This window comes from Streptomyces sp. NPDC090088 (genome assembly GCF_044747345.1).
Classification (GTDB): domain Bacteria; phylum Actinomycetota; class Actinomycetes; order Streptomycetales; family Streptomycetaceae; genus Streptomyces.
Window position 1 is genome coordinate 514,679 of the sequence record NZ_JBIVDZ010000006.1, and the last position, 15,099, is coordinate 529,777.

13 protein-coding genes and 1 pseudogene are annotated in these 15,099 nt (G+C 72.1%); 10 read left to right on the forward strand and 4 right to left on the reverse strand.

The features are described from left to right. Positions 1–1,298 (reverse strand): annotated as a pseudogene (locus ACIPSJ_RS30190) (peptidase S41); the annotation flags it as partial. A 167-nt stretch (positions 1,299–1,465) separates the two neighbouring features. On the opposite strand from ACIPSJ_RS30190, the gene ACIPSJ_RS30195 reads away from it, so the two are divergent. From ACIPSJ_RS30195 to ACIPSJ_RS30240, 10 genes are all read left to right on the forward strand, one after another. Further along, positions 1,466–2,065, forward strand: a complete 600-nt coding sequence (locus ACIPSJ_RS30195; protein ID WP_401350789.1) for a TetR/AcrR family transcriptional regulator — start codon at positions 1,466–1,468, stop codon at positions 2,063–2,065. A 124-nt stretch (positions 2,066–2,189) separates the two neighbouring features. After that, the gene (locus ACIPSJ_RS30200; protein WP_401350791.1) at positions 2,190–4,436 is read left to right on the forward strand and encodes an MMPL family transporter; all 2,247 of its coding nucleotides are present in this window, start codon (positions 2,190–2,192) and stop codon (positions 4,434–4,436) included. Between the two features lie 137 nt (positions 4,437–4,573). After that, complete coding sequence (locus tag ACIPSJ_RS30205) at positions 4,574–5,095, forward strand: YbaK/EbsC family protein (RefSeq protein WP_401350792.1); 522 nt, start codon at positions 4,574–4,576, stop codon at positions 5,093–5,095. After that, the gene (locus tag ACIPSJ_RS30210) at positions 5,092–5,937 is read left to right on the forward strand and encodes an EamA family transporter (protein WP_359212746.1); all 846 of its coding nucleotides are present in this window, start codon (positions 5,092–5,094) and stop codon (positions 5,935–5,937) included. Before ACIPSJ_RS30205 ends, ACIPSJ_RS30210 begins: the two co-directional genes overlap by 4 nt. Before the next feature lie 172 nt (positions 5,938–6,109). Beyond that, positions 6,110–7,051, forward strand: coding sequence for an ABC transporter ATP-binding protein (locus ACIPSJ_RS30215; protein WP_359213112.1), 942 nt, complete (start codon positions 6,110–6,112; stop codon positions 7,049–7,051). Next, on the forward strand, positions 7,048–7,176 hold the full coding sequence (locus tag ACIPSJ_RS30220; protein ID WP_401350794.1) for a hypothetical protein: 129 nt from the start codon (positions 7,048–7,050) through the stop codon (positions 7,174–7,176). Before ACIPSJ_RS30215 ends, ACIPSJ_RS30220 begins: the two co-directional genes overlap by 4 nt. Next, the gene (locus ACIPSJ_RS30225) at positions 7,173–8,534 is read left to right on the forward strand and encodes an ABC transporter permease (protein ID WP_401350795.1); all 1,362 of its coding nucleotides are present in this window, start codon (positions 7,173–7,175) and stop codon (positions 8,532–8,534) included. The genes ACIPSJ_RS30220 and ACIPSJ_RS30225 overlap by 4 nt, the downstream gene beginning before the upstream one ends. Before the next feature lie 13 nt (positions 8,535–8,547). After that, the gene (locus tag ACIPSJ_RS30230; RefSeq protein WP_401350796.1) at positions 8,548–11,301 is read left to right on the forward strand and encodes an alkaline phosphatase family protein; all 2,754 of its coding nucleotides are present in this window, start codon (positions 8,548–8,550) and stop codon (positions 11,299–11,301) included. Positions 11,302–11,432: 131 nt separating this feature from the next. Further along, positions 11,433–12,314, forward strand: coding sequence for an NAD(P)-dependent oxidoreductase (locus ACIPSJ_RS30235; protein ID WP_359212757.1), 882 nt, complete (start codon positions 11,433–11,435; stop codon positions 12,312–12,314). Positions 12,315–12,406: 92 nt separating this feature from the next. Next, positions 12,407–12,682, forward strand: a complete 276-nt coding sequence (locus tag ACIPSJ_RS30240; RefSeq protein ID WP_089102439.1) for a DUF1876 domain-containing protein — start codon at positions 12,407–12,409, stop codon at positions 12,680–12,682. Positions 12,683–12,722: 40 nt separating this feature from the next. On the opposite strand, the gene ACIPSJ_RS30245 is transcribed toward ACIPSJ_RS30240, so the two are convergent. The 3 genes from ACIPSJ_RS30245 to ACIPSJ_RS30255 form a co-directional block, all read right to left on the reverse strand. Continuing rightward, a complete protein-coding gene (locus tag ACIPSJ_RS30245) occupies positions 12,723–13,892 on the reverse strand; it encodes a serine hydrolase domain-containing protein (RefSeq protein ID WP_401350975.1) in 1,170 nt (389 codons plus the stop codon). Positions 13,893–13,995: 103 nt separating this feature from the next. Beyond that, the gene (locus ACIPSJ_RS30250) at positions 13,996–14,400 is read right to left on the reverse strand and encodes an organic hydroperoxide resistance protein (protein WP_393539214.1); all 405 of its coding nucleotides are present in this window, start codon (positions 14,398–14,400) and stop codon (positions 13,996–13,998) included. 175 nt (positions 14,401–14,575) lie between these two features. Beyond that, positions 14,576–15,052 (reverse strand): MarR family transcriptional regulator, encoded by a 477-nt coding sequence (locus tag ACIPSJ_RS30255; RefSeq protein ID WP_355708635.1) that lies wholly within the window; start codon positions 15,050–15,052, stop codon positions 14,576–14,578. Positions 15,053–15,099: the final 47 nt, after the last annotated feature.

The window sequence follows — 15,099 nt, forward strand, 5'->3', positions numbered from 1 at the left end:
GCAACGACCTCAACGTCGTCAACGTCGTCAACGTCGTCAACGACCTGGTCGTCCTCGTTGCCCTCCACCTCCTCCTCCGCCACGTCGATCAACAGCAGCCGTCCGTCGTGCGCGGCCACCGCCAGCCGTTCGCCGAGCGGGTCGGAGACCAGTTCCAGTACCCGGCCCAGCCTCCCGGAGGCGAGCCGGCGCGGCGGGCGGTCGCCGCTGGCGCGGGGCAGGTGGGCGATCTCGACGGCGTCCTCGCCGCCGGCGTCCGTGACGTAGGCGATCTGGCCGGTCGAGCCGAGCATCTCCGGGAGCCGTACCCGGACGCCCGGGGTGTCGGCGATGGTGCGGGCGGGGCCGTCGCGGTGGGTGAGCCAGTACAGGCTGCCGCGGACGACGACGGCGCTGGCCCGGCCCGTCTCGTCCACGGAGACGCCGTCGACGTGCTGGGCGGCCGGCACCTGGTAGGGGCGGCGTCCGGCGCGCGGCCCGGACAGCCGTACGTCCAGCCGGCGCGGCGCCGCGTCCGGGCCGAGGTCGTCGACGAGCCACAGGTCGCCCGCGCACTGGTAGACCACGCGCGAGCCGTCGCTGGAGGCGTGCCGGGCGTAGAAGGCGTCGTGGTCGGTGTGCCGGCGCAGGTCGGAGCCGTCGTAGGCGCAGGAGTAGAGGTTGCCGACGCCCTCGTGGTCGGAGAGGAAGGCGATCCGGCCGGCGACGAACATCGGGGAGTCCAGATGGCCGCCGATGCCGTCGAGCAGCCGCTGCCCGTGCAGCCACAGCCGGCCCATGGCGCCGCCCCGGTACCGCTTCCAGCCGGCCGGTTCGTGCGGCGGGGTGCCGGTGAGCAGCAGGGTCCTGCGCTCGCCGTCGATGTCGGCGACCTGGATGTCGGAGACCGGGCCCCAGGGCAGCTTGCGGCCGGGGTCGCCGTCGGGGGAGACCTTGTAGGCCCAGGTGAAATAGGAGAACGGCTGCCCGTGCGAGGCGACCGCCAGGATGTCGGCGTCGCCTTCCCTGTCGGGGGGAGTCCAGCCGCGGACCTGGGTGTCGGCGCTGCCCCAGTACGTCAGCTGCCGTCCGGGCCCGCCGTCCACGTCGGCCAGGTGGATCTCCGGCACCAGGCTGCGCCAGCTCGTGTAGGCGACTCGGCGGCCGTCGGGCGAGAAGCGCGGGTGGCCGACCTTGGTGCGGTCGACGGTGAGCCGCCAGGCGCGGCCCGGGGTGTCGATCGAGGTCAGCCAGAGGTCGTCCTCGGCCACGAAGCACAACAGGTCGCCGTTGAGATGCGGCAGGCGCAGATAGCTCACCTCCCCATGCTTTTCCGGTCGCAGGGGGCGAGCAACTCGTGGGAGCGGGTATGTCTTTCACATACGTGAGACAACACACGTACGAAACGGTTTCGTTTCTGTAGATCGCAGGGTATCTTCGAGACGTAAGCATGAAGGTGCCGAGGGAGCAGTGAAGGGTGAGTGGCATGACTGAGGTCGCAACGGCGCGTCGCAGTCGGATCACGCCCGAGCGTGAGGCCGAGCTGTACGAGGCCGTGCTCGACCTGCTCCGCGAGGTCGGCTACGACGCCCTGACCATGGACGCCGTCGCCGCCCGCACCAAGTCCAGCAAGGCCACCCTCTACCGCCAGTGGGGCGGCAAGGCCGAGCTGGTGGCCAGGGCGGTGCGGCACAACAAGCCGGGCGGTTTCGCGGACATCGACACCGGATCGCTCCGGGGCGACCTGCACGCCCTCACCCTGAACTCGGACGACTGCCAGATGGAGCAGAACTCCGCGCTCATGCGGGGGCTCGCCATGGCGGTCCATGGAAACCCGGAGCTCCTGGCGGCGTTCAAGGAGCATCTGATCGAGCCCGAGATGGCCGAGTTCCACCGGGTGCTGCAGCGGGCGATCGACCGGGGCGAGGTCCGTGCGGACAACCCGGCCATCGACTTCGTGATGCACATGATGATCGGTGGATTCGCCGCTCGTTCGCTGATCGACGAGCAGCCGCCCACGCAGGCCTTCCTGCTGAAGTACATCGACGCCGTGGTGCTCCCCGCCCTTGGCGCGGGCACCCGCTGACCCTTCCCCACAGCCAGCCCACCTGACGTCTCCGCTCACGTCGTCGGGCCGATCGACCCTGCCACCCACCGGGTCGGTCAACCCTGCCCTGAACACCCCACGACCTGACCGGGAGTACGCCCTCGTGGCCACGTTCCTCTACAAACTCGGCCGGTTCGCCTTTCGGCGACGGCACTTCGTCGCCCTCATATGGGTGGCCCTGCTGACCCTGGCGGGCGTCGGCGCGGCCAGTGCGCCCGCCGCCGGCTCCACGTCCTTCTCGATCCCCGGCACGGAGGCGCAGAAGGCCTTCGACCTGCTGGACCAGCGCTTCCCCGGCTCCAGCTCCGACGGCGCCACCGCGCGGGTCGTCTTCAAGGCGCCGGCCGGCGAGAAGATGACGGACAAGCTCAACAAGGCCACCGTCAAGGCCACCGTGAAGGAACTGGCGGACGGCTCCGAGGTCACCTCCGTCACCGACCCCTACAAGACGCACGCCGTCAGCGAGGACGGCACGGTCGTCTACGCCTCGGTGCGCTACGACGTCTCCGGCATGGAGCTCAAGGACTCCTCCCGCGACGCGCTGGAGGCGGCCGGGCACGACGCGCAGAAGGCCGGGCTGACTGTCGAGATCGGCGGTGACGCCCTGCAGGCCGGGGCCGAACCGGGCGCGGCCGGCGAGGTCGTCGGCCTCGCCATCGCCGCCGTCGTCCTCGTCGTCACCCTCGGCTCGCTGGTCGCGGCCGGACTGCCGCTGCTGACCGCGATCATCGGCGTCGGCATCGGCGTCTCCACCATCACCGCGCTCGCCAAGACGCTCGACCTCGGCGACACCACGTCCACCCTGGCGCTGATGATCGGCCTGGCGGTCGGCATCGACTACGCGCTGTTCATCGTCTCCCGCTACCGCGGCGAGCTGGCCGAGGGCCGCGACCGCGAGGAAGCGGTCGGCCGCGCGGCGGGCACCGCCGGCTCGGCGGTGGTCTTCGCGGGCCTCACGGTCGTGATCGCGCTGGCCGGCCTCTCCGTCGTCGGCGTCCCGATGCTCACCAAGATGGGCCTCGCCGCGGCCGGTACCGTCGTGGTCTCCGTCCTGATCGCGCTGACCCTGATCCCGGCCCTGCTCGGCTACGCGGGCAAGCGGGTCAAGGCGGCCGGTGCGAAGCGCGGCAAGAGCGACACCGGTGCTCCGGCCAAGCCCGCTTCGGCCAAGCCCGCTTCGGCCAAGCCCGGTCTGGGTGAGCGCTGGGCGAGCTTCGTCGTCCGCCGCCCGGCCGCCGTCCTGCTGCTCGGCGTGGTGGGCCTCGGCGCGGTCGCCCTGCCGGCCTCCCAGCTGGAACTGGGCCTGCCCGACGACGGCTCGCAGCCCACGTCCACCACCCAGCGCCGCGCCTACGACCTCCTCTCGGACGGCTTCGGCCCCGGCTTCAACGGCCCGCTGATGATCGTCGTCGACGCCAAGGACAGCGCCGACCCGAAGGCCGCGGCCACCACGGTCACCGACGGCATCAAGGACCTCAAGGACGTCGCCTCGGTCAGCCCGGCGATGTTCAACGAGGCAGGAGACACCGCGACGATCACCGTGGTCCCGTCGTCCAAGCCGTCCTCCGTCCGTACCGAGGACCTGGTGCACGCCATCCGTGACGAGGGCGCCGGGGTCAAGGCGGACACCGACGCGCGGGTTCTGGTCACCGGCACCACCGCGATGAACATCGACTTCTCGCAGAAGCTCAACGACGCGCTGGTCCCGTACCTGGCGCTGGTGGTCGGCCTCGCCTTCCTCCTCCTGATCGCGGTCTTCCGCTCCGTCCTGGTCCCGCTGAAGGCGGCCCTCGGCTTCCTGCTCAGCGTGCTCGCCGCGCTCGGTGCCGTCGTCGCGGTCTTCCAGTGGGGCTGGCTCGGCGGCCTGCTCGGCGTCGAGCAGACCGGCCCGATCATGTCGATGATGCCGATCTTCATGGTGGGCGTGGTCTTCGGACTCGCCATGGACTACGAGGTGTTCCTCGTGACCCGGATGCGCGAGGCGTACGTCCACGGCGAGAGCCCGGGCCAGGCCGTGGTGACCGGCTTCCGGCACAGTGCGCGGGTGGTGGGCGCCGCCGCGATCATCATGATGTCCGTCTTCGGCGGCTTCATCACCTCCAGCGAGTCCATGATCAAGATGATCGGCTTCGGCCTCGCCATCGCCGTCTTCTTCGACGCGTTCGTCGTCCGCATGGCGATCGTCCCGGCGGTGCTCGCCCTGCTCGGCAAGCGCGCCTGGTGGCTGCCGAAGTGGCTGGACCGCGCCCTGCCCAACGTCGACGTAGAGGGCGAGGGCCTGCGCACCCTCTCCGACACGAAGGCCGGGCAGGACGACGAGGACGAGGACCGGGAGCTGGTACGCGCCTGACGTACCGCTCGTGACAGACCGCCGGTGAGGGTCCGTGGGGACGGGGCGCCCTCACCGGCTTCCTCGTCCCCGGGGGGCGTCCCATGGGCGGGTTATCCGCTCGCAGTCGCCGGGGACTCTTGGCTAGCGTGCCCCGTATGACGACGACAGCCGCCACTGACGCCGATGCCCAGGGCTCCGGAGCCCATCCCCGGTTCGCCGCCGCGCTGGACGAGCTGGGGCTCGGGGCACTGACCGCCGAGGTCCGGCGCTTCCCGGACGCGACCCGTACCGCCGCCGAGGCCGCCGCCGCGGTCGGCTGCGAGCTGAGCGAGATCTGCAAGTCGCTGATCTTCGCGGCCGACGGGGTGCCGGTGCTGGTGCTGATGGACGGCGCCTCCCGCGTCGACGTGGAACGGGTCCGCGAGGAACTCGGCGCCGGGAAGGTGACGCGGGCCAAGGCCGACGTCGTACGGGAGACGACCGGGTACGCCATCGGGGGCGTGCCGCCCTTCGGGCACCGTACCCGCACCCGCGTGCTCGCCGACCGGGCGCTGCTCCGCCACGACGTGGTGTGGGCCGCCGCCGGCACCCCGCACGCCGTCTTCCCGATCGCACCCGCCGACCTGGTGAAGCACGCCGGCGCCACCGTCGTGGACGTGCGCGAGCCCTCCGCGTGACCCCTGCCGTCACCGCGGCCGTCCTGCTGGCCGCGGTCACGCACGCCGGCTGGAACGCCATCGCGCACCGGATCACCGACAAGCTCGTCGGCTCCTCGCTGATCGCTGCCGGGGGCGTGCTGATCGGGCTGCTGCTGATCCCGTTCTCCGCCGTGCCGGCGGCCGGGGCATGGCCGTACCTGATCGCCTCCGCGGTCGTCCACGTCGCGTACTTCGCGCTGCTGATGCTCTCCTTCCGGCTCGGCGACTTCGGGCAGGCCTATCCGATCGCGCGCGGCACCGCGCCGCTGCTGGTCACCCTGTTCGCCGCGGTGTTCGCGCACGAGGTGCCGGACGCCGCGGCGGCCGCCGGGATCGCCGTGTCCTGCGCCGGACTCACCGGGGTCGCGCTGTGGGGGCTGCGCGGCCGCCGCCCGGACTGGACGGCGATCGGGGCCGCCCTCGCCACCGGTGTGACGATCGCCGTGTACACCCTCCTGGACGGCCTCGGGGTACGCGCCTCGGGCTCCTCCGTCGGCTACATCGCCTGGCTGATGGCCCTGCAGGGCCTGGTCATCCCGGCGTACGCCCTGTACCGCAGACGCGGCGAACTGCTCACCGCCGCCCGCCCCTTCGCCGCCCTGGGCCTGTTCGGCGCCCTCCTGTCCGTCTTCGCCTACGGACTGGTCCTGTGGGCCCAGACCCGCGCCGAACTCGCCCCCATCGCCGCACTGCGCGAATCGTCGATCATCGTCGGCGCCGCCATCGGCGCGGTCTTCTTCAAGGAGCGGTTCGGGGCGCCCAGGATCGCGGCGGCGGGACTGCTGGTGATCGGGATCGGGCTGATGCTGCACGCCGGGTAACCGGCAGCGGTCCGGGTGTTGTCCGGGTTTGGCCGGAAGTCGTCTCGCCCCGACCGGACTTGCCGTTGCCTTGACGAACCGTTCGGCGGGCGTTCAGGCAATCGTCTGTGCCCGGGTTGTGTGTCGTCCATAAGGTCCCTGCGGATTGCGGAAGAAGGGACGCATGGGACTCATGGACACACTCCACGCAGTCCGGGCCCGCGGGATCACCAAGTGCTTCGGCGAGGTCGTCGCACTGGACGGCGTCGACCTGGACGTGACACAAGGTCAGATCCACGGCCTGGTCGGACCGAACGGCGCAGGCAAGACGACACTGCTCGGCCTGCTGCTGGGGCTGGCCGTCGCGGACGGCGGCCGGCTGGAGATCCTCGGGACGCCGGTCGACCGGGCGCTCGCGGCACCCGACGGTGTCGCCGGGTTCGTGGACGCGCCCGGTCTCTACCCCTCGCTCACCGCCCGGCAGAACCTCGCCGCGCTGGCCGCCCTCCGCGGCCTCGACACGGGCACGGCCGGCATCGACGACGTGCTCGGCGAGGTCGGGCTCACCGACGTCGCCGACGACAAGACCCGCGGCTTCTCCCTCGGCATGCGGCAGCGGCTGGGCCTCGCCGCCGCGCTGCTGACCCGGCCCCGGCTGCTCGTGCTCGACGAACCGTCCAACGGCCTCGACCCGGCCGGCAAGAGACATGTGCACGGCGTCCTCACCCGGCTCGCCGCCGAGGGCAGCAGCGTGGTGCTCTCCAGCCACCGGATGGACGACCTGGAGGCCCTCTGCTCCGAGGTCACCATCCTCGCCACCGGCCGGGTCGTCTTCTCCGGCCCGCTGACCAAGCTGGCCGCCGAGAACCGTGAACTCGACTACCGGCTGCGCACCTCCGACCCGGAGACCGCCCGCCGGCTCGCCGCCGGCACCGACGGCATCCGGGTCGTCGACGACAGCGGTGTACGGCAGGACGCCGACGTGCTCGTCGTACGGGCCCTGGTGCCCGCCCTCGACGACCTCGTCGCGAACGTCGTACGGGCGGACGTCGCGGTCCGTGAACTCGCCCCCGTCGTATCGCCGCTGGAGGCCGCGTTCCTCGCCCTCACCGAGCAGCAGGAGGCGGGCAGATGACCGTCCGCACGGGGCGCGCCGTCCGCACCGGGCGCGGCGGGCCGGCCGACGGCCGTGACCGTCGGGCGGCGGGAGACCGGCCGACGACCGCCACGACCACCGAGCAGCAGGAGACCGGCCGATGACCGCCACGACCTCCGCCACCGCCGTCACCGAACGCGCCCCCGCCGCGCGCCGGGTGCCGGTCTCGCGCGGCTACCGCTTCGAACTGGTCAAGCTGGTCTCGCAGTGGCGGATCCGGCTGCTGGTGCTCGCCTGCTGGATCGCCCCGGCGTTGTTCGTCGCCGGGGTGAGCCGGCAGAGCACGCTGCCCGCCGACACGCTGTTCGGCCGCTGGATGCACGCGACCGGCTGGGCCGGGCCGCTGGTGCTGCTCGGTTTCGCGGGCACCTGGGCGCTGCCGCTGCTGACGTCGGTGGTCGCCGGTGACGTGTTCGCCGCCGAGGACCGGCTCGGCACCTGGCGCCATCTGCTGGTGGCGGTCCGCTCACCCGCGCGGATCTTCCTGGCGAAGGCGCTGGCCAGCCTGACCGTCATCCTGCTGCTGGTGGCCGGGCTGGCCGTGTCCAGCGCGGTCGGCGGGCTCGTCGCGGTCGGCGACCAGCCCCTGGTCGGACTGGACGGCCATCTGCTGTCCCCCGGGGACGCGGCCGTCCGGGTCCTGCTCTCCTGGGCCGCCGCCCTCGCCCCGACCCTCGCCCTCGCCGCGATCGGCCTGCTCGGCTCGGTCGCGCTGGGCCGCTCCCCGATGGGCCTGCTGCTGCCCCCGGTCGTCGCGCTCACGATGTCGGTCGCCCAGATGCTGCCGCTGCCCGTCGCCGTGCGCCTCGCCCTGCCCGGCTCGGCCTTCGTCTCCTGGAACGGCCTGTTCACCGACCCGGCCCAGCTCACCCAGCTCCTCATCGGGGTCGCGGTCGGCCTGGCCTGGGCGGTGCTCGCGACCGTCCTTGCCTATCTGCTGTTCGTACGGCGGGACTTCACCAACCCGGCCTACGACGGCTCCGGGCGCCGCGCGCTCACCCTCGGCGTGCTGCCGCTGGCCGCGCTGACCGCCGTCACCGTCGGAGCGGTCGCCGTGGCGACCCCCTCGACGGGCTCCGGCATCGAACAGGACAAGGTGCAGAAGTCCCTCGCCACGGTCTTCGCGCACCTCTACCGCCTGCAGACGCAGGAACTCCACCGACCCGCCGTCACCGAAACACAGCTGGGGGCCACGGCGGCGTGCACCAAGAGCGACGGCCAGGCCGCCCAGGAGGGCGCGGGGAACGACTGGCGTTGCGTAGTGAGCTGGCACCTCCCCGGCGTCTCGGTGACGGGGACGGCGGTCTACCAGCTCGACATCACCTCGGACGGGCGGTTCGTGGCCGACGGCGACGGTCCCAAGGAAGTCAACGGCTACTTCCTCGTACGGACCGCCACCGGCGACGCCCCGAACCCGCTGTGGCAGTTCGACGGCAACGTCGACCTGCTCGACACCCAGTGAAGGGAACAGTTCCGTGCAGGTAACACGCCAGCGCCGGATCAGCGAGAAAAGACAGGTCAATCTCTTCGGGCACCGCGTCGGCCGCCGGGCCATGATGGTGACGGCCGGTATCGCCGTCGCCCTCGGGGTCACGGGCACCGCGGTCGCCTCGACGTACCAGTTCGGCACCCAGCAGGTCGGCCAGACCACGGCCGACGGCCAGGTCGTCTCCGCCGACCAGTACATCAACCCGTACGGCACCCGGTCCGTCATCAACGACGGCAAGATCATGTCGTCGACGGTCAGCCCGGACGGCGGCCACCTCGCGGCCTCGGTCGCCGACGGCGACGCCTCGCTGGTCGTCGTGGACCTGAGCACCGGTCAGGTCAAGCAGAAGGTCGGCACCAGCACGGCGGACGACCTGCGCATCAGCAGCGGCGCGGTCGGCCAGGAAGGCCCGGCCTACTCGCCCGACGGCAAGCAGCTGTGGCTGGGACAGGCCAACGGCTACACGAAGTTCACCGTCAACGCGGACGGCACCCTCGCGAACCCCACGGCCGTACCGATCGCGGCCGACGGTTCGAAGCAGGCGCTGGTGGGCGCGGCCGTGTTCTCCGCCGACGGCTCCACCGTGTACTCCGCGGTCAACGGTCAGAACAAGGTGGTCGCGATAGACGCGGCGACCGGCACGATCGAGCAGACCTGGGCGGTCGGCAACGCCCCGCGCGGGATCGCCCTGGTCGGCGGCAAGCTCTACGTCAGCAACGAGGGCGGGCGCCCGGCCAAGGCCGGCGACACCACCATCAACTCCTACGGCACCGACGTGGTCGCGAACCCGAAGACCGGCGCCAGCACCACCGGCACGGTCAGCGTCATCGACACCACCGACCCGTCCGCCGCCGTCGGCACCATCGCCGTGGGCCTGCACCCGACCGCGGTGTACGCGAGCAGGGGCGCGGTGTTCGTCACCAACACCGCCGACAACAGCGTGTCGGTGATCGACTCCCGCAAGGACAGGGTCGTCCAGACCATCTCCACCCAGCCGTGGCCGGAGGCGTCCGTCGGCTACGAGCCCAACGCGGTCACCCTCACCGACGACGGCCGGCTCCTGGTCACCCTCGGCCGCGCCAACGCCGTCGCCGTCTACCGCTACACGTCCGCGCAGATGCCGGCCCGCTATGTCGGCCTGGTCCCCACCGACTACTTCCCGTCGGGGATCACCGCCCTCGGCAAGAAGATCGTCGTCGCCAACACCCGTGGCGTGGACGCCCTGCGCCCCGACAGCGCCGGCCACAACACGCACGACACGACGTCGAGCCTCACCCAGTTCACGCTGCCGAGCGACCAGGTCGTCAGGTCCCTGACGGCCAAGGTGTTCAAGCAGAACGGCTGGACGCCGGGCTCGGTCAGGACGGCGAAGGGCGGGGGCCACACGAAGGCCGTCCCGGTGCCGACCCGGATCGGCGACCCGTCGACGATCAAGCACGTCTTCCTGCTCGTCAAGGAGAACCGGACCTACGACCAGGTCTTCGGTGACATGCCGCAGGGCAACGGCGACTCCTCGCTCACCCAGTTCGGCGCGAACGTGACGCCCAACCAGCACGCGCTGGCCGAGCAGTTCGGGCTGTACGACAACTTCTACGACATCGGCACCAACTCGGCCGAGGGCCACAACTGGCTGATGCAGTCCGACAACCCGGAGTACACCGAGTCGTCGGCCGGCGAGTACACGCGCAGCTACGACACCGAGAACGACGTCCTCGGCCACCAGAAGTCCGGCTTCATCTGGACCGGTGCGGAGGCGGCCGGCAAGTCGGTGAAGGACTTCGGCGAGTTCCAGTCGCTGGAGACCAAGCCGGCCGACGCGACCTGGCAGAACCTGTACTGCGACAGCAAGACCATGGCCGCGACCGGCGCCCAGACCCAGTACCCGATCAAGACGGGTTCGGCGATCCCCTCGCTCAACGACGTCTCGGTGCAGGGCTTCCCGCTGTTCGACCTGAACGTCCCGGACATCTACAAAGAGCAGATCTGGCAGCAGGACTTCGAGAAGAACGGTCCGGCGAACCTGAACATGTTCTGGTTCTCCAACGACCACACCGGCGGCCCCGCGAACGCGGCCGCCGAGGTCGCCGACAACGACCTCGCGGTCGGCCGGATGGTCGACAAGATCACCCACAGCAAGTACTGGAAGGACTCGGCGATCTTCGTCGTCGAGGACGACTCCCAGGCCGGTCTCGACCACGTCGACGGCCACCGCGCCCCGGTGCAGGTCATCAGCCCGTACGCCAAGCACGGCACGGTCGACAACCACTACTACTCGCAGATCACCATGGTCCGCACCATCGAGCAGATCCTCGGGATCCACCCGATGAACCAGCTCGACAGCGCGGCCACCCCGATGTACGGGGCGTTCACGTCGAAGGCCGACACCACCCCGTTCACGGCGGTGCCCAACCGGACCTCGCTGACCCTCGGGGTGAGCCCGCAGCCGTCCTGCGGCTCGGACACCCCGGCGGCCCAGGACGCCCAGGCGGCGCCCGCGCCGACCACCGTCTCCGTGCCCGCGGCCGAGAAGACCCTGGCCGCGCAGTGGCAGACGTGGGCCTCGCACCAGCGGCTGACCGGTGCGAACGCGGTGCCGGACTACGCCAACCCCACCCAGATGAACCGCTACACCTGGTACCAGACCCACAACTGGACCAAGCCGTACCCCGGTGACAAGAAGATCTACGCGCCGAACGACGTCCCCGGCGCGTACCTCCCGTCCGCGGAGAACGACGGCTGACCGGCCCGCGCACACCGGGGGACCCCGGCCTTCGGGCCGGGGTCCCCCGTCGTCTCCCGCGCGATGCCGCGCGCCGGGTGCCGCGCGGTACGCCAAGCTGTCTGCGGAACGTACGAGGACAGGGAGACGTCATGACCGACAAGCCGACCGTGGCCGTGCTGGGCACCGGCATCATGGGCGCCGCGATGGCCCGCAACCTCCTGCGGGCCGGGCACACCGTCCGCGCCTGGAACCGCACCCGGGCCAAGGCCGAACCCCTCGCCGCCGACGGCGCCCAGGTCACCGACACCCCGGCCGAGGCCGTCGAGGGCGCCGACGCCGTCCTGACCATGCTCTACGACGGCGCCAGCGCCCTGGAGACCCTGCGCGAGGCGGCCGGCGCGCTGCGGCCCGGGGCCGTCTGGATCCAGTCGACCACCGCGGGCCTCGACCAGCTCCCCGAACTGGCCGCGTTCGCCCGCGAGCACGGCCTGGTCTTCTACGACGCCCCGGTCCTCGGCACCCGCCAGCCCGCCGAGGCCGGACAGCTCACCGTCCTCGCCGCCGGACCCGAGCAGGGCCGGGAGACCGCCACGCCCGTCTTCGACGCGATCGGCGCCCGCACCCTGTGGACCGGCGACGACGGCTCCACGGCCGCCGCGACCCGGCTCAAGCTGGTCGCCAACAGCTGGGTCCTCGCGGCCACCGCGGCGACCGGCGAGGTGGTGGCCCTGGCCCAGGGACTCGGCGTCGACCCGCACGACTTCTTCGGCCTGATCGCCGGCGGCCCCCTCGACATGGGCTACCTGCGGGCCAAGGCCGGACTGATCCTCGACGGCGGACTGACCCCGCCGTCCTTCGCGGTGGACACCGCCGGGAAGGACGCCCGGCTGATCGTCGCCGCCGGGAAGAGCCACGGGGTGCGCCTCGATGTCGCCGAGGCGGCCGCCGAACGCTTCGCGCGGGCCGCCGCCCAGGGCCACGCCGACGAGGACATGGCCGCCGCGTACTTCGCCAGCTTCGAGGACCGGTAGCCGGTCCGGTCCGGTCCGCTCCGGTCCGCCGACGTGACGGTCCGGGCTCCCGAGGAGCACCCTGGAAACAGTGATTCCGGAGGTGGTCCGCCATGATGAAAACCGCTGTGGGATGGCATGTGGAGATGGAGTTCCTGGAGGACGACACGCACACCCGCGCGGTCGCCCTGGTCCGTCTGCCCGACGGCACCGAGGTACGGGCACACGGTCACGCGAGCCGGCACGAGTCCGACAGCAACCAGCCCAGAGTCGGCGAGGAGATCGCCGGTGCCCGTGCCCTGAACGAACTGGCCATGCAGTTGCTGAGCAAGGCGCACGGCGAGATCGACGCGCTGTCGGGGCGGCACTCGCACCCGATCAACGTGTGAGGAACGCGCGGCGCGGGCGTACGCGGGGCGCGTACGGCGCTCAGGACAGCGCCGTGCGCACCGCCCGCACCAGCGCCTGCGCCCGCGGGTCCGCCGTGACGCTCTTGCGGAAGCCGTTGGTGACATAGCCGAAGGCGATCCCCGACTCGGGGTCGGCGAAGCCGAGCGCGCCGCCGCGGCCGGGGTGGCCGAAGGAGGTGGGGGAGAGCAGCGGAGAGGCGCTGCCGTGCAGCATGTAGCCGAGCCCGAAGCGGGTGGAGACCACCAGGACGCGGTCGGGGCCCGCGGACTGCTCGGTGCGGGCCAGCTCCACGGTCTCCGGGGTGAACAGCCGTCTGCCGCCGTCGACCTCGCCGATGAGGGAGGCGTAGCAGCGGGCCAGGCCGTCGGCGGTGGCGATGCCGTTGGAGGCGGGCAGGACGGCCGCGCGGTAGCCGGGGTCGTTCTCGTCCGGGAGCGGGTCGATCGCGCCGAACGCCCGCCGGGTCAGCGACGCGGGGTCGGCGTACGCCTCGGAGACGGCGCGCTTGGGGCGGGTGCGCAGTGCGCCGGCGGCGGGCGGTGGCTCGACGGGGCCGACGCGCCCCACCCGTGCCTGCTCCGCCGCCGGCAGCCCGAGCCATAGCCCCGCGCCGGCCGGCCCGGCGATCTCGTCCGCGATCCACGTGCCGATGCTCCGCCCGGTCACCCGTCGCACCAGCTCACCGGTCAGCCAGCTGTAGGTCTGCGCGTGGTAGCCGTGGTCGGTGCCCGGCTCCCACGCCGGCGCCTGCGCGGCCACGGCGGCGGCGCCGAGATCGGGGTCGGCGGCCTCGGCGGGCGTGAGCGGCCGGTCCAGCACCGGCACGCCCGCGCGGTGCGCGAGCAGGTGCCGTACCAGCGTCCGCTCCTTGCCCGCCGCCTTGAACTCCGGCCAGTACTCGCCCACCGGAGCGTCCAGGTCCAGCTCGCCGCGCTGGCGCAGAAGCAGCAGTACGGCGGCGGCGACGCCCTTGGTGGCGGAGCGCACGATCTGGGCGGTGTCCCGCTGCCAGGGCGCGGTGCCGGCGTCCCCGTCGACGTCCCGGGCGCCGGCCCACAGGTCGACGACGCGGTGCCCGTCCCGGTACACGGCCACGGCCGCGCCCCGGTCCCCGAGCAGCGCGAAGTTCGCGGCGAACGCGTCCCTGACCGGCTCGAAGCCCTCGGCCACAGTGCCGTTCACGTGCACGTCCACGTCCGGATCCCTCCACTCGCCCGCGACAGTGAGTGAAACATGGCCGCCGGGGCCCGGATTCCTCGGTACGGCGTGGTCTACGGCACGTTTCCCGGGCTCAGCCGAGCACGATCGACACCTCGATGTTGCCGCGGGTCGCGTTCGAGTACGGGCACACCTCGTGGGCGGCGTCCACCAGCTTCGCCGCGATGTCCGCGTCCAGCACCGGCAGCGAGACGCTGAGGGCGACCGCGAGGCCGTAGCCGCGCTGCTTGTTGGGGCCGATGCCGACCTTCGCGGCGACCGTGGAGCCGGTCAGGTCGTAGCCCGAGCGGTTGCCGACGAGGATCAGCGCGTTGTGGAAGCACGAGCTGTAGCCGGCCGCGAACAGCTGCTCCGGGTTGGTGCCGTTGCCGTCGCCGCCCAGCTGGGGCGGCATCGCCACCTTGAGCTCGATCTGGCCGTCCTGACTGGTGACATATCCGTTCCGGCCGCCGTGCGCGGTCGCCTCGGCGACATACATGATCTTCGTCGGACGGGTGTCGACGGTGGCGCCTTCGGACACGGCGGGACCTCCCCCAGGACGGAAACGGTGGTGGGCAACACAGGAGTGTGCAAGCACATCGTGCACAAGGTACCGACCGGTAGGAAGCCCTGGGACGGTCAGGGGGGTGGAAACCGTGGGTAACAGGAACCGGCTACGCCGGCCGCGCGGCCGCCGCCCGGCCCGCCCGCTCCGCGAGCTCGCGCAGTTCCTCCCGGAGCCGTGCCACCTCCGCGCCGCCGAGCCCGGTCGTGGTGAGCAGGGCGCCGGGTACCCGCGCCGCGCGCTCCCGCAGTTCCTCCGCGCGCCCGGTGCAGGCGACGAGCACCGAGCGCTCGTCCCGCTCCGAGCGCTCCCGGCGCACCAGACCCGCCCCCTCCAGCCGCTTCAGCAGCGGCGACACCGTGCCGTAGTCGAGGCGCAGAGCCCCGGCCAGGTCCTTCACCGTGGTCTCGCCGCGCTCCCACAGGACGAGCAGCACCAGGTACTGCGGGTAGGTGAGGCCGAGGTCGTCGAGGAGCGGGCGGTAGGCGGCGGTCACGGCACGCTGCGCCGCGTACAGCGCGAAGCAGAGCTGGTCGTCCAGCCGTGGCGGCCCCGTGGGGGTCCCGGTGTCCTCGTGATGCGTCACGTGCCCATTGTCACGGACCGGGCGAGGTGCGGGACGGTCGTCACGGA